This is a genomic window from Candidatus Erwinia haradaeae (genome assembly GCF_900698965.1).
GTDB classification, from domain to species: Bacteria; Pseudomonadota; Gammaproteobacteria; order Enterobacterales; family Enterobacteriaceae; genus Erwinia_E; species Erwinia_E haradaeae_A.
Window position 1 is genome coordinate 1,020,973 of sequence record NZ_LR217725.1, and the last position, 23,276, is coordinate 1,044,248.

12 protein-coding genes, 2 tRNA genes and 3 rRNA genes are annotated in these 23,276 nt (G+C 38.2%); 6 read left to right on the plus strand and 11 right to left on the minus strand.

What is annotated here, in order from left to right; all coding sequences use genetic code 11:
- Positions 1 to 3: 3 nt before the first annotated feature.
- Positions 4 to 1,221 carry an FAD-dependent monooxygenase gene (locus tag CIPSTX3056_RS03240; protein ID WP_072666485.1) on the plus strand — a complete coding sequence of 406 codons (1,218 nt, stop codon included), beginning with the start codon at positions 4 to 6 and terminating at the stop codon, positions 1,219 to 1,221.
- Positions 1,222 to 1,317: 96 nt separating this feature from the next.
- Here the strand turns inward: CIPSTX3056_RS03240 and rrf are convergent.
- The 11 genes from rrf to CIPSTX3056_RS03295 form a co-directional block, all read right to left on the minus strand.
- A 5S ribosomal RNA gene (gene rrf / locus CIPSTX3056_RS03245) occupies positions 1,318 to 1,433 on the minus strand.
- 121 nt (positions 1,434 to 1,554) lie between these two features.
- A 23S ribosomal RNA gene (locus CIPSTX3056_RS03250) occupies positions 1,555 to 4,492 on the minus strand.
- 330 nt (positions 4,493 to 4,822) lie between these two features.
- A tRNA-Ala gene (locus tag CIPSTX3056_RS03255) sits at positions 4,823 to 4,898 on the minus strand.
- Positions 4,899 to 5,034: 136 nt separating this feature from the next.
- Positions 5,035 to 5,111 (minus strand) — tRNA-Ile (locus CIPSTX3056_RS03260).
- A 74-nt stretch (positions 5,112 to 5,185) separates the two neighbouring features.
- A 16S ribosomal RNA gene (locus CIPSTX3056_RS03265) occupies positions 5,186 to 6,727 on the minus strand.
- The 16S, 23S and 5S rRNA genes sit together here with 2 tRNA genes alongside, the layout of an rRNA operon.
- A 679-nt stretch (positions 6,728 to 7,406) precedes the next feature.
- Positions 7,407 to 9,053, minus strand: a complete 1,647-nt coding sequence (gene groL / locus CIPSTX3056_RS03270) for a chaperonin GroEL (protein WP_072666486.1) — start codon at positions 9,051 to 9,053, stop codon at positions 7,407 to 7,409.
- A 101-nt stretch (positions 9,054 to 9,154) separates the two neighbouring features.
- On the minus strand, positions 9,155 to 9,448 hold the full coding sequence (locus CIPSTX3056_RS03275) for a co-chaperone GroES (protein ID WP_072666487.1): 294 nt from the start codon (positions 9,446 to 9,448) through the stop codon (positions 9,155 to 9,157).
- Positions 9,449 to 10,099: 651 nt separating this feature from the next.
- On the minus strand, positions 10,100 to 10,639 hold the full coding sequence (locus CIPSTX3056_RS03280) for a YggT family protein (RefSeq protein ID WP_072666488.1): 540 nt from the start codon (positions 10,637 to 10,639) through the stop codon (positions 10,100 to 10,102).
- Between the two features lie 61 nt (positions 10,640 to 10,700).
- Positions 10,701 to 11,384, minus strand: a complete 684-nt coding sequence (locus CIPSTX3056_RS03285; RefSeq protein WP_072666489.1) for a YggS family pyridoxal phosphate-dependent enzyme — start codon at positions 11,382 to 11,384, stop codon at positions 10,701 to 10,703.
- 508 nt (positions 11,385 to 11,892) lie between these two features.
- Positions 11,893 to 12,696: a tRNA pseudouridine(38-40) synthase TruA gene (gene truA / locus CIPSTX3056_RS03290; protein ID WP_072666490.1), complete on the minus strand. Its 804-nt coding sequence runs from the start codon at positions 12,694 to 12,696 to the stop codon at positions 11,893 to 11,895.
- Between the two features lie 1,725 nt (positions 12,697 to 14,421).
- A complete protein-coding gene (locus tag CIPSTX3056_RS03295; RefSeq protein ID WP_072666491.1) occupies positions 14,422 to 15,705 on the minus strand; it encodes a citrate synthase in 1,284 nt (427 codons plus the stop codon).
- Positions 15,706 to 16,986: 1,281 nt separating this feature from the next.
- Between CIPSTX3056_RS03295 and sdhC the strand changes: the two genes are divergently transcribed.
- From sdhC to CIPSTX3056_RS03320, 5 genes are all read left to right on the plus strand, one after another.
- Positions 16,987 to 17,325 (plus strand): succinate dehydrogenase, cytochrome b556 subunit, encoded by a 339-nt coding sequence (gene sdhC, locus CIPSTX3056_RS03300; protein WP_083595514.1) that lies wholly within the window; start codon positions 16,987 to 16,989, stop codon positions 17,323 to 17,325.
- Entirely contained in the window at positions 17,319 to 17,666 is a 348-nt protein-coding gene (gene sdhD / locus CIPSTX3056_RS03305) for a succinate dehydrogenase, hydrophobic membrane anchor protein (protein ID WP_072666493.1), read from the plus strand. The genes sdhC and sdhD overlap by 7 nt, the downstream gene beginning before the upstream one ends.
- Positions 17,666 to 19,432 (plus strand): succinate dehydrogenase flavoprotein subunit, encoded by a 1,767-nt coding sequence (gene sdhA, locus CIPSTX3056_RS03310; RefSeq protein ID WP_072666494.1) that lies wholly within the window; start codon positions 17,666 to 17,668, stop codon positions 19,430 to 19,432. Before sdhD ends, sdhA begins: the two co-directional genes overlap by 1 nt.
- Before the next feature lie 35 nt (positions 19,433 to 19,467).
- On the plus strand, positions 19,468 to 20,184 hold the full coding sequence (locus CIPSTX3056_RS03315; protein ID WP_072666495.1) for a succinate dehydrogenase iron-sulfur subunit: 717 nt from the start codon (positions 19,468 to 19,470) through the stop codon (positions 20,182 to 20,184).
- A 264-nt stretch (positions 20,185 to 20,448) separates the two neighbouring features.
- Complete coding sequence (locus tag CIPSTX3056_RS03320) at positions 20,449 to 23,256, plus strand: 2-oxoglutarate dehydrogenase E1 component (protein WP_072666496.1); 2,808 nt, start codon at positions 20,449 to 20,451, stop codon at positions 23,254 to 23,256.
- Positions 23,257 to 23,276 lie beyond the last annotated feature (20 nt).

Below are 23,276 nucleotides of genomic sequence, written 5' to 3' on the forward strand. Positions count from 1 at the left end.
GTAATGGATCACTATGATATAGTTATTTTTGGAGGTGGGATTGTTGGATTATCAGTAGCTTATGGCTTAAAAGATATAGGCCTCCGGGTAGTCATAATCGAATCGGTTTTACCAAGGCCTGATATAGATAAAGACATTTTATTTCCTAATGCAAAACGCTTCTCAGCCTTAAATCAAGCGAGCAAGCTATTATTCCAATACTTTGGTATATGGAATCATATATTAAATACGAATACTAGTGCTTTCTATCGTGTAGAGGCTTGGGAACGAGATAGTTTTGGATATATTAATTTTGACGAAGGTTTAACAAAAAATCATTTGCGCCCTCTAGGATATGTTATTGAAAACCAAGAGGTACATGGTCTACTTTGGCAGCATGTAAGCAATCTAAATCATATGACAATTGTCATACGAAAAAAGATCACAGGGGTTTCTGTTACGGATAAAGAAGCTCTAATTTCGTTTACAAATGGTACTATGATCTCTACTAGTCTAATAGTTGCAGCAGACGGAACACACTCATGGCTTCGCCAACATGCTAAAATACCAGCATTATTTTGGGATTACAGACATCATGCGCTAATTGCTAATATTCGTACAGAAATCCCTCATAAAGACGCAGCTTATCAAGTATTCCACGCTAACAGTGTGCTTGCTTTTCTTCCTCTGAAAGACCCATATTTAAGCGCCATTGTATGGTCTCTGCCACCAGAGAAAGCTGAATATTTAATGAACGCCTCAGAAAGAGTATTCAATCAGAAGTTGTCAGTCAGCTTTGATGTCAGACTTGGACTATGTAATGTAGTAGGCTCACGCCAGGTCTTTCCATTGCAAGGATGTTATGCACAAAAATTGATTTCCAACCGACTGGTTTTGGTCGGAAACTCTGCACATACCATTCATCCTTTAGCAGGCCAAGGTTTAAACATTGGCCTTATGGATGCAGCCGAACTTATTGGTGAAGTTCGCCGCCTGCAACATCAAGGTAAGGATATTGGTAAGTATCAATATCTACGCCGTTATGAGAGACAACGCAGGTATAACACACATAAAATATTACTGAGCACAGAGGGGTGCTATAGAATATTCATGGGTGATCATTTAGGAAAAAAAATTTTACGTGATAGCTTGCTTCGAATGGTAAATCAACTGCCAGGTATTAAGTCTTACCTGTTAGAGCATGCACAAGGTATGACACATATACCAAATTGGTTACGTTAATAATTATAGGATTTTATCCTACTGATCTATAAAATTCTTACGTGTGAATGTATAAAATAAAAGACCACCGATATTAGGTGGTCTTTTTGATTTGATGCCTAGCAGTTCCCTACTCTCACATGGGGAGACCCCACACTACCATCGGCACTACGGCGTTTCACTTCTGAGTTCGGCATGGGATCAGGTGGAGCCACCGCGCTATGGCCGCTAGACAAGATTATTGTATCTATTTAATGATGGATGATTGGTGTTTAATTTAAAAAACAATCTCTTTATTACAAGCTGAATGTTATATGATTCCAATTTTGCATTAGAAGACGCTTCTGGTGTTGTAAGGTTAAGCCTCACGGGTCATTAGTATCGGTTAGCTCAACATATTGCTATGCTTACACACCCGACCTATCAACGTCGTAGTCTTCAACGTCCCTTTAGGACTCTTTTAGAATCTGGGAAAACTCATCTTGAGGCAAGTTTCGCGCTTATATGCTTTCAGCGCTTATCTTTTCCGTACGTAGCTACCGGGCAATGCCATTGGCATGACAACCCGAACACCAGCGGTACGTTCACCCCGGTCCTCTCGTACTAGGGGCAACCCCTCTCAATTTTCCAACGCCCACGGCAGATAGGGACCGAACTGTCTCACGACGTTCTAAACCCAGCTCGCGTACCACTTTAAACGGCGAACAACCGTACCCTTGGGACCTGCTTCAGCCCCGGGATGTGATGAGCCGACATCGAGGTGCCAAACACCGCCGTCGATATGAACTCTTGGGCGGTATCAGCCTGTTATCCCCGGAGTACCTTTTATTCGTTGAGCGATGGCCCTTCCATTCAGAACCACCGGATCATTATGACCTGCTTTCGCACCTGCTCGAATCGTCACTCTCGCAGTCAAGCCAGCTTATGCCATTGCACTAACCTCACGATATCCGACCGTGATTAGCTGACCTTAGTGCTCCTCCGTTACTCTTTAGGAGGAGACCGCCCCAGTCAAACTACCCACCAGACACTGTCCCCACGCCGGTTAACGGCGCTAGGTTAGAACAATAAACTTTAAAGGGTGGTATTTCAAGAATGGCTCCACGATAACTAGCGTTTTCGTTTCATAGCCTCCCACCTATCCTACACATTAAAGATCAGTGTTCAGTGTCAAGCTATAGTAAAGGTTCACGGGGTCTTTCCGTCTTGCCGCGGGTACACTGCATCTTCACAGCGAATTCAATTTCACTGAGTCCCGGGTGGAGACAGCCTAGCCATCATTACGCCATTCGTGCAGGTCGGAACTTACCCGACAAGGAATTTCGCTACCTTAGGACCGTTATAGTTACGGCCGCCGTTTACCGGGGCTTCGATCAAGAGCTTTTCCTTACAGATAACCCCATCAATTAACCTTCCGGCACCGGGCAGGCGTCACACCGTATACGTCCACTTTCGTGTTTGCACAGTGCTGTGTTTTTAATAAACAGTTGCAGCTAGCTGATTTCTTCGACTGACTTTAGCTCCACGAGCATGTCGCTTCACCTTTGTGCCAGCGTGCCTTCTCCCGAAGTTACGGCACCATTTTGCCTAGTTCCTTCACCCGGGTTCTCTCAAGCGCCTCGGTATGCTCTACCTGACTACCTGTGTCGGTTTGGGGTACGATCAACCATGACCTGATGCTTAGAGGCTTTTCCTGGAAGCATGGCATTTGTTACTTCAGCGCCTTAGCGCTTCGTCGTTACACCTCGGCCTATCTGAGCGTAAGGGTTTATCTAACACTCAACCTACATGCTTAAACCAGGACAACCGACGCCTGGCTAACATAGCCTTCTCCGTCCCCCCTTTGCAGTCATGATTAGTACAGGAATATTAACCTGTTGTCCATCGATTACGCCTTTCGGCCTCACCTTAGGTGTCGACTAACCCTGCCTCGATTAACGTTGGACAGGAACCCTTAGTCTTTCGGCGAGCGGGCATTTCACCCGCTTTATCGTTACTCATGTCAGCATTCGCACTTCTGATATCTCCAACACGCTTCACAGCGTGCCTTCAACGACTTACAGAACGCTCCCCTACCCATCGAACGCATCACTGAAAGTATTTATGTAAATATACTTTCAGTGATGCGTTCGATGCCGCAGCTTCGGTGCATGATTTAGCCCCGTTACATCTTCCGCGCAAGCCGACTCGACCAGTGAGCTTTTACGCTTTCTTTAAATGATGGCTGCTTCTAAGCCAACATCCTGGCTGTCTGGGCCTTCTCACATCGTTTCCCACTTAATCATGACTTTGGGACCTTAGCTGGCGGTCTGGGTTGTTTCCCTCTTCACGACGGACGTTAGCACCCGCCGTGTGTCTCCAGTAATTGCATTCTTCGGTATTCGCAGTTTGCATTGGCTTGGCAAGCCGGTATGGCCCCCTGACCAAAACAGAGCTCTACCCCCGAAGATGAGATTACAAGGCGCTACCTAAATAGCTTTCGGGGAGAACCAGCTATCTCCCGGTTTGATTGGCCTTTCACCCCTAACCATAGGTCATCCGCTAATTTTTCAACATTAGTCGGTTCGGTCCTCCAGTTAGTGTTACCTAACCTTCAACCTGCCCGTGGCTAGATCACCGGGTTTCGGGTCTGTATCCTGCAACTTTCGCCCATTTAAGACTCGGTTTCCCTACGGCTCCCCTATACGGTTAACCTTGCTACAAAATACAAGTCGCTGACCCATTATACAAAAGGTACGCAGTCACATAAAAATGCTTCTACTGCTTGTACGTACACGGTTTCAGGTTCTTTTCACTCCCCTCATCGGGGTTCTTTTCGCCTTTCCCTCACGGTACTAGTTCACTATCGGTCAGTCAGTAGTATTTAGCCTTGGAGGATGGTCCCCCCATATTCAAACAGGATATCACGTGTCCCGCCCTACTCTTCGAACTCACAATTATCGCATTTTTGCGTACGGGACTATCACCCTTTATTGTGCGACTTTCCAATCGCTTCTGCTAATGCGAACACTGATGATGGTTCTGGGCTGTTTCCCCATTCGCTCGCCGCTACTTAGGGAATCTCAATTGATTTCTTTTCCTCGAGGTACTTAGATGTTTCAGTTCCCCCGGTTCGCCTCATGCCACTATGAATTTATGACATGATGATGCAATAAATTGCATCGGGTTTCCCCATTCGGGTATCGTCGGCTATTACGGTTCATATCACCTTCCCGACGCTTTTCGCAGATTAGCACGCCCTTCATCGCCTCTGACTGCCTAGGCATCCACCGTGTACGCTTTTCACTTAACCTTACAACCCACAAGCGTCTTGTGAATTGTTTATCTTGCTAATTGCTAAATTCTCAGCTTGTTTCAAATTTTTAAAGAGCGCTATACTTGTTACTATAGTCATAGTATCAAAATTACTACCACACTATAACACACTATCTATAAATTATAAATTTATACATTAAAAGTTATAAGTTATAAGTTATAAGTTATAATATATGTGCAGTTCACACACTGCACGATACATACTAACTAATATTTTTATTATATAATAAAAATATTTTATTATATAATAAAAATATTTTATAGTAAAAATATTTTTTAAGAAACTTATATTTTACAATCGCCTACATGGTGGAGTTAAGCGGGCTCGAACCGCTGACCCCCTGCGTGCAAAGCAGGCGCTCTCCCAGCTGAGCTATAACCCCATCGAACTAAAAGATATGTCATTATGAACTAGCCAATTCAATATATAAAATTCCAAAATTTATGCTCAGGCAGTTGTCTGTTTAATTTTGCGCCGTACACTGTTTCAGTGTAACCTGAAAGTATCATGTATAAAATTGGTAGGCCTGAGTGGACTTGAACCACCGACCTCACCCTTATCAGGGGTGCGCTCTAACCACCTGAGCTACAAGCCTACAAAGATTTTGCTTGTTTATTTTGATTCATCAAAAAATCTGTGTGGACACTTCGCGGGATGCTATCATTAAGTTAAGGAGGTGATCCAACCGCAGGTTCCCCTACGGTTACCTTGTTACGACTTCACCCCAGTCATGAACCACAAAGTGGTAGGCGCCCTCCCGAAAGTTAAGCTACCTACTTCTTTTGCAATCCACTCCCATGGTGTGACGGGCGGTGTGTACAAGGCCCGGGAACGTATTCACCGTGGCATTCTAATCCACGATTACTAGCGATTCCGACTTCACGGAGTCGAGTTGCAGACTCCGATCCGGACTACGATGTATTTTATGAGGTCCGCTTGCTCTCGCGAGGTAGCTTCTCTTTGTGTACACCATTGTAGCACGTGTGTAGCCCTAACCATAAGGGCCATGATGACTTGACGTCATCCCCACCTTCCTCCAGTTTATCACCGGCAGTCTCCTTTGAGTTCCCGACCGAATCGATGGCAACAAAGGATAAGGGTTGCGCTCGTTGCGGGACTTAACCCAACATTTCACAACACGAGCTGACGACAGCCATGCAGCACCTGTCTCATAGTTCCCGAAGGCACTTTCATATTTCTATAAAATTCTATGGATGTCAAGGTTAGGTAAGGTTTTTCGCGTTGCATCGAATTAAACCACATGCTCCACCGCTTGTGCGGGCCCCCGTCAATTCATTTGAGTTTTAACCTTGCGGCCGTACTCCCCAGGCGGTCGACTTAACGCGTTAGCTACGGAAGCCACTCCACTCGGGAACAACCTCCAAGTCGACATTGTTTACGGCATGGACTACCAGGGTATCTAATCCTGTTTGCTCCCCACGCTTTCGCACCTGAGCGTCAGTTTTCGTCCAGGGGGACGCCTTCGCCATCGGTATTCCTCCAGATCTCTACGCATTTCACCGCTACACCTAGAATTCTACCCCCCTCTACGAAACTCTAGTCTACCAGTTTCGAATGCAGTTCCCAGGTTAAGCCCAGGGATTTCACATCCGACTTGATAGTCCGCCTACGTGCCCTTTACGCCCAGTAATTCCGATTAACGCTCGCACCCTCCGTATTACCGCGGCTGCTGGCACGGAGTTAGCCGGTGCTTCTTTTGCGGGTAACGTCAATAGATGAAGTTATTAGCTCCATTTATTTCTTTCCCGCTGAAAGTACTTTACAACCCGAGGGCCTTCTTCATACACGCGGCATGGCTGCATCAGGCTTTCGCCCATTGTGCAATATTCCCCACTGCTGCCTCCCGCAGGAGTCTGGACCGTGTCTCAGTTCCAGTGTGGCTGGTCATCCTCTCAGACCAGCTAGGGATCGTCGCCTAGGTGAGCCATTACCTCACCTATAAGCTAATCCCATCTGGGCACATCCGATGGTGTGAGGTCAAATGATCCCCCACTTTGGTCAGAAGACATTATGCGGTATTAGCCACCGTTTCCAGTGGTTATTCCCCTCCATCGGGCAGTTTCCCAGATATTACTCACCCGTTCGCCACTCGTCGTCAAAGAAGCAAGCTTCTTTCCGCTACCGTTCGACTTGCATGTGTTAGGCCTGCCGCCAGCGTTCAATCTGAGCCATGATCAAACTCTTCAATTAAATTCGATTCTATCACTGAGAACGATACTCAATACTCAGTAACGTTAAAGCATGAACGATATACTAATTTTATATTTTATATATTTTATATATCGTATATATTTTAATATATTATTAGTATAAAATTTATTATTAGTATAAAATACTAGTATAAAATATATATACTAAATATTATTTTTAGCAATGAATTACTAAAAATTATACTACTACGAATTTTAGTAGTAGTATATACTACTAAAATACTAAACTATATAGTAGTATATAGTTACATTAGTAGTTCGCTCTTAAAGACTATATATATCTTAGCACTTTTGGTGCTGATAAACATCCTTTGAGTGCCCACACAGATTTTCTGATAAATTGTTAAAGAACGGCAGAAATTTTTTAAGAAACTTCAATACTTCCTGCTATAAGTAATATAGCATACACCTTTATTTTATCAAGTCAACTTTTTTTTAAAAGATTTCACTTTATTATAACATTACTATTGAAGAGGTAGCGAGTCTTTTATAGCACAATCAGAGGTTCAGAGATAATGCTAGTTCAGAATTATAGTATTTGGTTCACTATCTGTTCTAAGGTTGCTTATTTATATAACAATATAACAACAAACTTCTTTAAGAAGTAAATGATTAGCACCCTCTACTTGAAGGTAGAGGGTGCAGTCAAGAAAGCGACATTACATCATGCCGCCCATACCACCACCCATACCACTATTAGTTGCTGCGCCAACATCAGGTGCATCACCTTTAGGTAAATCTGTTACCATACATTCAGTAGTAATCATTAGCCCAGCAACAGAAGATGCGTATTGCAACGCAGAGCGAGTCACTTTGGTTGGATCAAGAATTCCGAAACCAATCATGTCTCCATACTCTTCAGTTTGGGCGTTATAACCGTAATTACCTTCGCCTAATTTTACAGTATTAGTTACGACAGAAGCCTCTGCACCAGCGTTAGAAACGATCTGACGCATTGGAGATTCCATCGCGCGTAAAGCCACTTTGATACCTACGTTTTGATCTTCATTCTGACCACGCAAATCTGCAAGTAACGATGCGACTCTTACTAAAGCTACACCACCACCAGCTACTACGCCTTCATCAACTGCGGCGCGAGTAGCATTCAGAGCATCCTCAACGCGTGCTTTTTTCTCTTTCATTTCAACTTCAGTTGCTGCGCCTACTTTAACTACAGCCACACCACCTGCGAGTTTTGCAACACGCTCTTGAAGTTTTTCACGATCATAATCTGAAGTCGCTTCTTCTATCTGTTGACGAATTTGCGTTACACGACCTGCGATAGCCGCTTCTTTACCACTACCATCAATAATTGTTGTGGTATCTTTAGTAACCACGACCCGTTTTGCCTGACCCATATCTTCTACAACGGCTTTTTCTAACTCCATGCCGAGCTCTTCTGAAATAACAGTACCACCAGTCAACACTGCTATATCCTGTAACATTGCTTTACGGCGATCTCCAAATCCTGGTGCTTTTACCGCAGCCACTTTAACGATGCCACGCATAGTATTCACGACTAAAGTAGCTAATGCCTCACCTTCAACATCTTCTGCAATAATTAATAGTGATTTTCCAGCTTTAGCAACAGACTCCAATGTAGGTAAAAGTTCACGAATATTAGACAGTTTTTTATCTATAAGCAAGATAAAAGGAGACTCTAACTCTACAGAACCAGTGTCTGGCTTGTTAATAAAGTAAGGAGATAAATAACCACGATCAAACTGCATACCTTCTACAACAGCTAACTCATCCTGAAGACTAGTACCTTCCTCAACACTAATAACACCTTCTTTTCCTACTTTTTCCATTGCCTTTGCGATAAGCTCACCAACAGTTTCATCAGCATTTGCCGAAATAGTACCTACTTGAGCAATGCCTTTATAGTCATTGCATGGAACTGATAATTTTTTTAACTCCTCTACGGCAGCAATCACTGCTTTATCAATACCGCGCTTCAAATCCATTGGATTCATACTAGCGGCCACTGCTTTAAGACCTTCATTTACAATAGACTGAGCCAATACAGTTGCGGTGGTTGTTCCATCACCAGCAGCTTCATTAGCCTTAGAGGCTACTTCTTTCACCATCTGAGCACCCATATTTTCAAACTTGTCTTCAAGTTCTATTTCACGAGCTACAGATACACCGTCTTTAGTGATATTGGGCGCACCAAAAGACTTATCAAGAATTACATTGCGACCTTTTGGTCCTAAAGTTACTTTCACTGCATCAGCTAATATATTAACTCCACGCAACATTTTTACGCGCGCATCATTACCGAACTTTACATCTTTAGCTGCCATTTGATATTTTCCTTATGATATGATATTAACATTCGTCAAGTATTCAGTGCTATAGATATAATCGCTATAGATATAATCAAATATAAGATATAATCTAATTTTTATGCCTCAACAACCGCTAGAATATCACTCTCTGAAAGAATTAAAACTTCTTCATTATCAATTTTTTCAGTTTTAACGCCATAACCTTCATTAAAGATAACTACATCACCTACTTTAACATCCATAGGTCTAACTTCACCAGTGTCCAGAACCCGACCATTACCAACTGCCATGACTTCACCACGAGTGGATTTTCCTGCAGCAGTACCAGTCAGTACAATGCCACCAGATGACTTAGATTCAGCTTCTGCACGCTTGACTATTACACGATCATGTAAGGGGCGAATTTTCATTGTTAGCTCTCCTTTGAGTAACCTTGTTAGTTTCAGATAAAAGCCAACTATACGATAAACAGTAAGCGACCTCTACAATTAGATAGATGTGGTTATATTAATGCTCTTTCAAGGGGTAAGTGATATTTTTTTTATTTAGGTCACTAACATCAGTCAAGATGCCTACTACAAAACATAGTCTTAAATATAAGATTAGTCTACATTTTAATAGTTAGATCTGAATACTCATAGTTAGGCATGAATGTATTAATAATGCTATTCATACATATGTAATAACTACAATAATTAACTATAATCATATCTAAATAACTCACTCATAATCACTAAATAACTAAATCACTGAATAACTAAATATGAATATTAAATATAAAAATTCAATACAATTCAATACAAATATAACTATTATCACGTATCCATGAGGATACTACTATGGGCTCTTACAAGAAAAATGAAAATAAAACTTAACAACCGCTTATCTTGTCGCTATTCCAACCACACTACCCACTTCAGTAATTACACAAAGCAAAAATGATATTACTGATATTACTAATGCAAAACGTTGTAATGTAATTATGTTGTAATTATGTAATGAAGATACGACTTCTACTAGATCTTAAAGGTTAATGCTTTTAGAGTTAGAGGTTAATGATTTTAAAGATTAACCCAACCAGGCATATATTCTGCGCCTAAAAAATTTAACATATACAGTATCATCATAACCACCATCATCGAGAAATCGACACCACTTACAGGTGGAATAAGTCGACGAATTGGTATCATTAATGGCTCTGTCAACTGTATCAACACATAATCAATGGCACTGCGTCCATGACCAACCCAACCAGTCAATGATCGTGACATCATAACCCAAAACACTAGCGTCCCTACGGATTTCAGTAATAGCACTAACCCAAAATAAAAGAAAATAGGCTCTAAGCGAAATACCTTTAAAATTACTGGTGCTGATACTACACTTATCATGTATGCTATAAATAATGCAACCACATCCCATGATCCAGTATATGTAAAAATACGATGGAATGGATCAAGCACAGGCCTGGTGATTTTTATTGTCAGCTGTGACAATGGATTATAACAATCACAATTCACCCACTGTAACCAGATATGTAATAACAAGACCTTGATATACGTGGTTATAATAATGGTTACTAAAAAAATCAATGCGAGCATGAGACTCCTAAAGTAAAATGTTGATTGGCGTATTGTCTATAGAACTTAAAACTAACTAAATTTATGCTCGCCCTCGAGTACCAAAAATTGCAGTACCAATGCGAACCATCGTGCTACCTGCTATAATTGCAATTTCCATATCATGACTCATTCCTAAAGATAAAGTATCAATACTAGGATATGTATCCTGTAAATTTTGAAATACCTCTGATATTTTTTGATAAACTATCAATTGACGGTGATAACTGTCTTTTAGTGCTGGAATTGCCATTAAACCTCTGAATCTTAAGTTTGGCAATTCAGATACGTGTTGTGCTAATACCGAGAGCTTTTCTAATGACACACCTGATTTCGTTTTTTCATTGTTAATATTGATCTGAATTAATACATTTAATGGCTTTCGGGAAGTTTCACGCTGATAATTAAGACGATCGGCACATTTTACAGAATGGATACTCTGACACCAATCAAAATATTTCGCTACCAAACGACTTTTGTTAGATTGCACTGGGCCGATAAAATGCCACGTCAAACCTAGATTAAGCAAAAGTTGAATTTTTTCTACTCCTTCCTGTATGTAGTTTTCACCAAAACAATCTTGCCCCACCACTATTGCATGCTTAATGTCAGTAATAGTTTTAGCTTTACTAACTGCTAGTAAAGTCACTTCTTTTGGGTCGCGCTTACATTTTTCTGTTGCCACCAAGATACGCTGACGAATGTTTTTTATGTTGTCTTTGATCATACAATAAGCAACCTACACCGAAACTAAACTTAAATTTTAAATTAATTTTAAATTACAGAATACAGTTGAATATTGGGTATTCATACAGAGTAAATAAAAAATCATATAATAAATGCACATTAATAATAAAATTATTAATTGAATTAATTAAATTAATTTAATTAAATTAGTTAAATTAGTTAAATTAGTTAAATTAGTTAAATTAGTTAAATTATTAAATTAATTAAATAATAATTTAAATAATAAATAATAAATAATAAATAATAAATAATAAATAATAAATAATAAATAATAAATAATAAATAATAAATAATATTATTATATTAATAATATACTACCTGTACTGCTATTGCATTTTTTTCACTTTTTTGAACTAGATCCACCCAATATCATGTTCGGTGTGTAATAGCAACTTGTGCATTTTGAATCACAGCTCTTACACGCTGCCTGAGCATTTTTTATTTTTAAAAAACCACAATAGTCATTAATCTACCAATGGTGTAGATAGTCAATGAATTAAAGAAAAAGTTTCTGCTGAAGTCTGAGGAACTGAATAATAAAGAGGATAGCGAACTAACATTAAATATAGCCCCTGAGCATATGCAGTCGCAGCAGCTAGTTGACGATTTTTGTTTAATAAAACATTACCGATCCAATCCTCAGGTTGATGACCACAACCAACCTCTATTAAGCTACCGACGATGTTTCTCACCATATGATGAACAAAGGAGTTAGCCTGGATATCAATAAAAACATATAAACCATGCCTTGTTACGGTAAGATCAATCACAGATCTCTTCGGGCTCTGTGATTGACATTGCCTAGAACGAAATGATGTGAAATCATTTTCACCCAAAAGACACTGAGCTGAACGTTGCATTTTATCCGTGTCTAAAAAATCACCAAAATATGTAACACCAGCGGAAAAAATAGCAGAACGATGATGCGGGTGATTATAGATTATATACCGATAGCTTCGCGAAATAGCACTAAAACGCGCATGGAACGAATTTGGCATCACTTTTACCCAACAGACAACAATATCCGCTGGCAAATGAGAATTAACGCCTCTTATCCAGGCGATATCCTTACGTTTAGATATAGTTTCAAAATGAATAACTTGCCCAATAGCATGGACCCCTGCATCTGTACGTCCTGCGCAAACTACATTGATCACGTGATTAGCAATTTTTGCTATTGCTCGTTCCAACTCTTCTTGTACGCTATGCGCTTCACGCTGTCTCTGCCATCCGCAATAATGAGTTCCGTCATATTCAACGCCGAATGCTAATTTTATAATAGAATTTAGCATATTTTCCTATAAATGATAGGTAATTTTTAATATTTAATAAATTCTCAATATCTCTAAGTCATTATCGTGCTTCATGTTGTACTTAATTAATATATTAAGCGAAAAAGTTACAACAATGTTTAAAAAAAACTAAGCTCTCCACCCAGCAAAGCATGAACAATAACTGCAGTTTCTCTAAACTGTGACCAGATTACACATTATCGACAACAAAATCATATCCACAAAACTGGAGGTCAATCGATCCACTCATGCTGATATGAACAATCTTTTATCATATGTAAAAGATCAACGTTCTTTATGTTGTAAATTACAGTAAAAGTTTAGCTTCAGATCAAATTACCTATGTGCTTTATAATAAAGTATTTTATTGTAATAAAATAGACATATATATATAAAAATTTTATAGCACTTTTCATCGCTCTCTATCTGTGACAGATTATATCTTTAACATGTTAAAAGGAATTGCGAACACGCATAAAGACGTATTTGATACCCTAAATGAATAAAAATTACTGATATTAATATTTATCTTGATTATAAGTATCATTCTGCGTCACTAATGAACAATTATTTACAATTGTAGTACCCAATCGATTCAACATTCTAATATTAAGATAAGACCGAATAAGATATTAAATACTATTTAAATGTTATATTATTTTATTAAAACATAATAATTATACATAATTAATAATTATACATAATAATTATTAGATTTATTTATATTTTTACTATATAATATATATAGTATTAGATATATTAGATAAGTATATATTTAGATAAGTTAGATGAGTATATACTTATAGTTATAGTATATAGATTAAGTATGTATTTATTATATCAATATATATGGTATTATTAGATGTATGTATATTTATTCGATGTATGTATATTATGTATATCTTTGTATTGGTATTTAGATGTATTTATATACCAAGAAATTTAAATGCAACATGTAAATGTACATACATATGACATATATTTCTTGATATTGCAATTGCATTCATACATACTCTCATATCAGAAATCTAGCATGGGGATATCACCAGTAATACCATGTATGCTTTATTGCTTTATACGGTAAATTGATATGTCTTTTATATATTTTACATATATATACATATATATCTGTATGTCTTTTACATATATTTTATATTTTACATATAAATATCTCAAAACTACTATACATTGAGAGAAAAAGCACAATACTCCAATGTAGAGCCTTGTTCTAGTTCTAGATTGTGCTCAGCTATTTTTATTCAGCTATTAGTATAATATTAAATATTATATTTATATTTATATATTATAAAATATTAATTTAGAGAATTTAATTTAGAAGCTCAACAAAATGTAATTTTTGTTATATTAAGATGAATACATCAAAAAATAAGATGGATGCATCAAAAAAAATCTAATCTCTAATTATTTCTATAGTTCTTTTTCTGTGTCAAGATTAAAATCTATATAACAGCTTACACTAGGAAGATCTTAATATAAGATTTTATTATATTAACCAATTTTCAGGATATTTTTGCAAAAACTAATCTTTCTAATTGTTGTCTTATAAGACTACATAAGTATTTTTACAGTTCAAGATAATTACCACTCCATAATTTTTTGATTACATTTTATCCACATTTAGTGTATTCTAGTCTTAGAAATAGATAATGTATTCAACATTATATTTATAAAAGTTGCATAAGCATAAATTAGATATTTCATAACTTACTTATTAATTTTTGAAACAAATGTACGTTCATTATAGCCGGTATACAGTTGACGTGGGCGCGCGATTTTAATCCCATTATCATACATTTCTTTCCAGTGCGCAATCCAACCAACAGTACGAGCCATAGCAAAAATTACTGTAAACATAGAGGAAGGAATGCCTATTGCTTTAAGTATAATCCCCGAATAAAAATCAACGTTAGGATAGAGTTTACGCTCAATAAAATAGGAATCATTGAGAGCAATATGCTCTAGCTCCATTGCTACTTCCATTAAATCCTCTTTAAGATTTAACTCTTGTAGAATTTCATGGCACGTTTCTCGCATAACACGAGCTCTCGGGTCATAGTTTTTATATACCCTATGACCGAATCCCATTAAACGAAACACATCATTCTTATCCTTTGCTCGTCGCAAGAACTCAGGGATTTGATCAACATTACCAATCTCCTCTAGCATAAGCAAGCAAGCTTCATTTGCTCCGCCATGAGCCGGACCCCATAGTGAGGCAATGCCTGCTGCAATACAGGCAAACGGATTAGCACCAGAGGAACCCGCGGTTCTTACAGTAGAAGTAGACGCGTTTTGCTCATGGTCGGCATGCAAAATCAAGATCCGATCCATAGCTCTTTCAATAATTGGATTGACCTCGTATTCCTCGCAGGGCGTGGAAAACATCATATGCAAGATGTTCCCTGCATATGAAAGACTGTTGCGAGGATACACGAATGGCTGACCAATAGAATATTTATAACACATTGCAGCCATAGTTGGCATTTTTGCTAATAGTCGCATAGCCGCAACTTCACGATGCCATTTAACGTTTACATCCATAGCATCATGATAGAATGCAGCTAGAGCTCCAGTAATACCACACATCAATGCCATTGGATGAGAATCACGACAAAAACCACGAAATAAATGATGAATCTGTTCATGTAGCATAGTATGACGATTTATAGCAACGTGAAAATCTCGGAACTGTTCTGCGTTAGGTGTTTCGCCATGCAAAAGTATATAACAAACTTCTAAATAATTTGAATGTAATGCTAACTGATCAATCGGAAAACCCCGATGCAGAAGAATGCCTTGATCACCATCAATATAAGTAATTTTAGACTGGCAGGACGCGGTAGAGGTAAACCCAGGATCAAAGGTAAAATATCCTCGAGAACCAAGACTTCGGATATCAATTTCCTCATAACCTAAAGTCCCTTTTAAAATATCCAGCTCAATAGGTGGTTTTCCATCGATGGTGATCGTTGCGGTTTTTTTAACCATATAGCATCCCCTTAGTTACCTAATCCTTATTATTAATAAACGTGCGCGTTATAACATGACGCACCTATTTTTAGTTATCCTATCTTAGGATCAGCTAATCTTTATTATCGTTTTTATAAAATTTTGGTGTCTTTGCATAATCACGTAACTATCATCTACACTTGACTGTCATCTACTATGATATAGTACGATATATACATCTACCTATCTATATAATATCTATCTATAATATCTATAATATCTATTTTATCTATAATTTTATGATGATCGTCATAAAATGACAGTCATTACAATCAACATACTAAATCTATATACTTATGCAGTACCTTAATCCTATGTTAACTCACTGCCTGTTCTAACATTTGGAGATAAGTTTATGATGCTTGATTCTATAACGCTATCAGACTCATAGACATTATCCGTGTACACAGTAAAACCGACAAAGTAATCTTGTTTCTCCTAAAATCCTAAGCGTTTTGTCTAGACAATTCTGCTCATCACTACAACATTAAATGCTGATCATATCACTTCATGTTATTTTGCATAACTAATTACAATTTTGAATCACTAATTCAAAATTACAAACACCATGCAAGCAACATAGAATTAACATATAATTAGCATATACACATATATATGCAACAAACACAGAATAGTCATGAAAAAAAATAATAATTAAATGTTAGATGTATTGGTACTGGCAGAGATATATCTGTAATCTATATCTCTATATCATATGTCAATATTCTGTTTATCAAAGTAAGTTGCTATAACTGTTTGTAGCACAAAGCCTTATATTTTTTTAAATGCACAAATATCATTATAGATTTTACTGTGTTCTCTAAAAAAATCTAAAATCTATTTTTACAACATGTTCACAATAATAGTGACACATATATTTTTTATATGTACTAATGAGGAATATACAAAAGTTATCAAAGTTAATAATTAATTAAGCATCTTGGTATTAATTATAATTGTATTCATATTATGTTGGATTTATACTATTTTACCAATTTGTCTTCTTACTATATTTAAGACAAGACATGAAGAAATTTAAGGATGACGAAGCAACCTGTTCAGATTAAGCGAAATATGCAACATACACGTGCATTGGGCTAACTCTACGAGCAAAATTGTAAGCTTAATTCCCTGAGTGAGTGTCATATCATTACGTATTAATGTTATGTGATCCTTCATTTAGGTCCGGAAAAATAAATACGACAGAGCTGATGGGATACCGTGAAAAAAACAAGACCGGTTAATTTAGATCTTTCTACAATGCATTTTCCTTTAACTGCGATCGCTTCTGTCCTGCATCGCATATCCGGGGTTATCATATTTTTATCGACCGGAGTTCTTCTTTGGTTACTTGGTTTATCCCTAACGTCTCCTGAAGGTTTTTTACGGGCATCCGCAGTGGTGGATCATTTTATTTTTAAATTTATTATTTGGGGTATGCTAAGCACACTAGCATATCATATTTTCAGCGGAATTCGTCATATCATGATGGATTGTGACTTTCTTGATGCTACTTTAAAAACAGGAAAATTCTCTGCGCAAATCTTATTTTTGGTTACCACACTGTTTTCTATTTTATCCGGAGTTTTAGTATGGTAAGTAATGCTACCGCATTAGGACGTCATGGTTTGCATGATTGGTTACTTCTGCGCGCTACCGCTATCATTATAACATTCTACGTATTCTACATCTTAGCTATGCTGGCAATGATAGAACACATAACTTATAACACTTGGAAAGCTTTCTTTCAATTACCGTTTACTAAGGTCTTTACTTGTCTAACTCTGATATCCATATTAGTACATGGTTGGATTGGGCTGTGGCAAGTCTTGACGGACTATATAAAAACATTAGCTATACGTATGCTGTTACAGCTAGCAGTAGTTGTCATATTGTTCGTATATGCTATTTATGGCACTATTATTGTCTGGAGTGCATAATGAAATTACCAGTAATAGAATTTGATGCCATGGTTATCGGTGCAGGTGGCGCAGGTATGCGCGCAGCACTACAAATCACACAAGAAGGAATGTCTTGCGCCTTACTATCAAAAGTATTTCCAACGCGCTCTCATACAGTGTCTGCTCAGGGAGGAATCACAGTAGCATTAGGTAACGTGCATGAAGATAGTTGGGAATGGCATATGTATGATACTGTTAAAGGATCTGATTATATTGGTGACCAGAATGCAATTGAATATATGTGCGAAAGCGGCCCCAAAACTGTTTTAGAATTAGAGAATATGGGGTTGCCATTTTCTCGATTAGATGACGGTCGCATTTATCAGCGCCCCTTTGGTGGGCAGTCAGTAAACTTTGGTGATAAGCAGGCTGCGCGTACTGCTGCCGCAGCAGATCGTACTGGACACGCGCTGCTTCATACTCTATACCAACAAAATTTAAAAAACAAAACTACTATTTTTTCAGAATGGTATGCAATCGATTTAGTAAAAAACACCCATGGCGATATAGTAGGATGCACTGCACTAAACATCGAAAATAGTGAGGTAGTATATTTTAAAACACGTGCAACAGTGTTAGCTACTGGTGGGGCAGGGCGTATTTATCAATCAACAACTAATGCATATATTAATACTGGTGATGGTATTGGCATGGCGCTACGTGCAGGTATCCCGGTACAAGATATGGAAATGTGGCAGTTTCATCCTACAGGCATTGCTGGCGTTGGCGTGCTAATCACAGAAGGATGCAGAGGTGAAGGAGGTTATTTAATCAACAAACATGGCGAACGTTTTATGGAGCGTCATGCGCCTCATGCAAAAGACTTAGCTAGTCGTGACGTGGTAGCACGTTCAATTATGATCGAAATTCGTGAAAATCGTGGTTTTGATGGACCCTTAGGTCCATATGTTCAGCTCAAGCTAGATCATCTTGGAAAAAAAGTACTGGAGTCGCGTCTTCCTGGTATTATGGAAATATCACGAACTTTTGCTCACATTGATCCGGGTCTCGATCCTATCCCAGTCATTCCAACCTGTCATTACATGATGGGCGGGATCCCAACTAAAATTACAGGTCAGGCATTAACCGTGAATGAAACAGGAGAAGATATTATCATTCCTGGCTTATTTGCCGTAGGAGAGGTGGCTTGCGTATCGGTACACGGAGCTAATCGACTAGGAGGAAACTCTTTGCTTGATCTCGTAGTCTTTGGTCGAGCGGTTGGGCTGCATATGAAGAATGCGATAAAGGAACAGGGTATACTATTAGCAGCTACGAACGAGGAAGTTAAGAATGCTTTGGTGCGCCTAGATCGCTGGCGTCATAACGTAACTGGAGAAGATCCAGTAGGAATACGCAAATCTCTACAGCTCTGTATGCAGAAAAATTTCTCTGTTTTCCGAGAAGGCATAGAAATGGAACGAGGTATTTCTGAATTACAGGTCCTCCGAAATCGCCTAAAAAATGCTCGCTTAGATGATAGATCAAGTAATTTTAATACTCAGCTTATAGAATGCCTAGAGTTAGATAACTTAATAGAAACAGCTTATGTTACTGCTTTGTCAGCTAACTATAGAACTGAAAGCCGAGGGGCGCATAGCCGATTTGATTACCCTAAGCGCGATGATATAAACTGGCTTTGCCATACTCTGTATCAACCGAAATATCAGCGTATGATGCGTCGTAGTGTGAACATGAAGCCAAAATTACGCCTAGCTTTTTCACCTCAAGATCGAACCTACTAATCTACTTAAGAGCAACATTAGGAATTGACCGAAACATGAAACTTGAATTTTCTATTTATCGTTACAACCCGGATGTAGATCATCATCCATATATGCGGGATTACGCTCTAGAACTAGAAGATGGTCGAGACCTAATGTTGTTAGACGCACTTATTCTTATAAAAGAACTCGACCCAACGTTAGCATTTCGACGTTCCTGTCGTGAAGGAGTATGTGGCTCTGATGGTTTAAACGTAAATGGTAAAAATAGCCTGGCATGCATTACTCCAATTTCTTTATTAGTTCATAAAAAAAAGAAAATTACTCTTCGACCGTTACCATTATTACCAGTGATACGTGATTTAGTAGTAGACATGAGTCAATTCTATCAACAGTATGAGAAAATTAAACCATATTTATTAAATCATGATACACATATACCAATAAGAGAGCACCTTCAAACACCAGAAGACCGTAAAAAATTAGACAGTCTCTATGAATGTGTTCTCTGTGCATGCTGTTCTACCGCCTGTCCGTCCTTTTGGTGGAATCCAGATAAATTTATCGGCCCTGCAGGTTTACTTGCTGCATACCGCTTTCTCATTGATAGTCGTGATACTGACACAGACCAACGACTTGACCATCTGAATGATGCTTTTAGCGTGTTTCGGTGTCATAGTATTATGAATTGCGTCAGTGTATGCCCAAAAGGACTTAATCCAACCAGCGCTATTGCATCTATTAAGACTATGTTACTGCATAGAGGGGCATAGCATGCATCTATGTAAAATCTTATTTATATTTAAATTTTTAAAGACTATGTAAATTGTGCTTATAAGTTAACTCTCTTACCTTGATATTATTTAAAGAAAGCCTTTAATGAAAAGGTGCATTATTAGACATACTTATTATCAAGAATTTATGCATCTAAAAACTAAAAGGTAAATCACAAGCTAGATAAGGTGATATGTAATAGCCTAAGTAGCGTTAACCAACACGATGTACATTAATAAAATTATTCTGAAGGAATAATAAAGATGCAGAATATCGGCATGAAACTCTGGCTGGAATCCTCTTGGCTGAGCGGAAACAATCAATCTTATATAGATTCTCTCTATAAAGATTTTTTAAATAATTCAAATTCTGTCGAGGTGGACTGGAGGGGTCTTTTTGATAATATTTCTGATTGCAAAGAGCAGCTTGAATCATGCACTAAAACTAATAAAAACAATCTTCACTTTTTAGAAAGACGTGCGAAATCTTCTTCTTCTGATAGCATACAAGCTGAAAAAAATATTGAACCAATTAATCTTCTGAATCTCATTAATGCCTTTCGCTGTTTTGGTCATCAACAGGCAAGTCTCGATCCTCTACAATTACAGAAACATAAAAAAATTGAAGCATTAGATATCGTCTATCACGGCTTCAAGAATACTGATTTACACAATAGTTTTTATATTAGTTCATTTAGCCTTCATGCAAAACAAATGACGCTCATCGATATATACTCCCTGCTCAAAAAAATATACTGTGGTTCTATTGGAGCAGAGTTTATGCATATCACCGATAATCATGAAAAGAAATGGATACAGAAAAAACTAGAATTAATAGATAGAAATTCTCTTTTTTCTGTAACAGAAAAAAGAGAATTTCTAAAAACACTCACTGCTGCAGAAGGCCTAGAGCGTTATCTTGGTTCTAGATTTCCAGGTGCTAAACGTTTTTCACTAGAAGGTGGAGATGCACTACTAATAGTGATTAATGAAATTATACATTATTCTCGTAAAAAGGATACACATCAAGTACTTTTAGGTATGGCTCATCGCGGTCGGCTAAATGTTCTTGTGAATGTATTTGGTAAAAAACTGCAAGACCTATTGAACGAATTTTCTGGCCAAACTTCAGTAAATCTAGGAAGCGGTGATGTAAAATACCATATGGGTTTATCCTCTAATATCCAAACTGCAGACGGAGTCATTAATATATCACTAGGATGCAACCCTTCGCATTTAGAAATCATCAATCCAGTAGTAATGGGCTCTGCACGAGCTCATATAGATTCCTTTTATCAAAAAGATAGTAATCAAGTATTACCAATTACTATTCACGGTGATGCTGCCATTATTGGACAAGGGGTAGTTCAGGAAACTTTAAATATGTCTCAAGTGCGCGGTTATCAAGTAGGAGGAACAGTACGAATAGTTATTAATAATCAAGTTGGTTTTACAACATCAAACCTACAGGATGCCCGTTCAAGTCAGTATTGTACTGATATTGGAAAAATGATTATGGCGCCTATCTTTCATGTTATGGCAGATGATCCAGAGGCAGTGGCCTTTGTGACTCGCTTATCATTAGACTTTCGTTATACTTTTAAACGTGATGTGTTTATCGATCTTGTCTGTTATCGCCGTCACGGACATAATGAAGCCGATGAACCTAGTGTTACACAGCCCTTAATGTATCAGAAAATTAAAACACACCCGACAGTACGAGAAATTTACGCCCATCACCTAGAGTCTACGCAGGTTATTAACCAGAATGATGCCATGGAAATGGTAAAGACATACCGCAGTAAATTAGATACCGGCGGATGTGTAAACCCTATGTGTCGTCCTAAAAACACTGATCTCTTTGATATGTCATTATTGACAAACTCCAATGTAAATCGTCAATCTCAAAAACATCTGTCCTTCAGCTATTTACAAAAATTAGCCAAAAAAATTAGCATAATACCAACTACGGTGGTCATGCAATCACGTGTTAAGAAAATCTATACAGATCGCTCTTGCATGGCAACTGGCAACAAACCATTTGACTGGGGAGCAGCGGAAAACCTTGCATATGCCACAATTTTAGAGCAAGGTATCTCATGCCGCCTTTCTGGTGAAGATGTAGGACGTGGCACTTTTTTTCACCGCCACGCTGTTATCCATGATCAATCTAATGGGACATTATATATTCCATTACAACATATAAAGCAAGGTCAGGGATCTTTTAGTGTATGGGATTCTGTGCTTTCAGAAGAGGCAGTACTAGCATTTGAATATGGTTATGCAATGGCATCACCTCACACTTTAACTATATGGGAGGCACAGTTCGGGGATTTTGCTAATGCTGCGCAAGTAGTAATTGACCAATTTATCAGTAGCGGTGAGCAAAAATGGGGGTATCAGTGTGGGTTAGTGTTATTTCTGCCTCATGGCTATGAGGGGCAGGGTCCAGAGCACTCATCTGCTAGACTAGAGCGCTATCTACAACTGTGTGCTGAAAACAACATACAGGTGTGTGTTCTTTCTACACCAGCGCAATTATACCACATCCTTCGACTACAAGCGCAAAATGAAGTTAGACGCCCCTTAATCATCATGTCACCTAAATCATTGTTACGTCACCCACAAGCAATATCATCCTTAGATGATTTGGCTACTGGCGCCTTTCACTCAGTCATTGATGAAGTTGATCCAATTGCGTATCAATCAGTACGACGTGTGATATTTTGCACAGGTAAAGTGTACTACGACTTGCTAAATAAGCGTCGACAGAATAATCAAAATGATATTTCTATTATCCGCATCGAAAAATTATATCCATTTCCTTATCAAGAAATAGAAAACATCTTGCGGCGATATAATGATGTCCATGATTTTATCTGGTGCCAAGAAGAACCACATAACCAAGGTGCTTGGCATGTTATCCAACATCCACTTCGGGAGGTGTTAACATCAGGATCGTTATTACGCTATTCTGGTCGTCCACCGTCAGCCTCACCGGCGGTTGGTCATGCGTCGATGCACCACCAGCAACAGAAAGATCTAGTAAGTGATGCCCTAACTATTAAGTGATGCACTTAGAAAAGGATAAA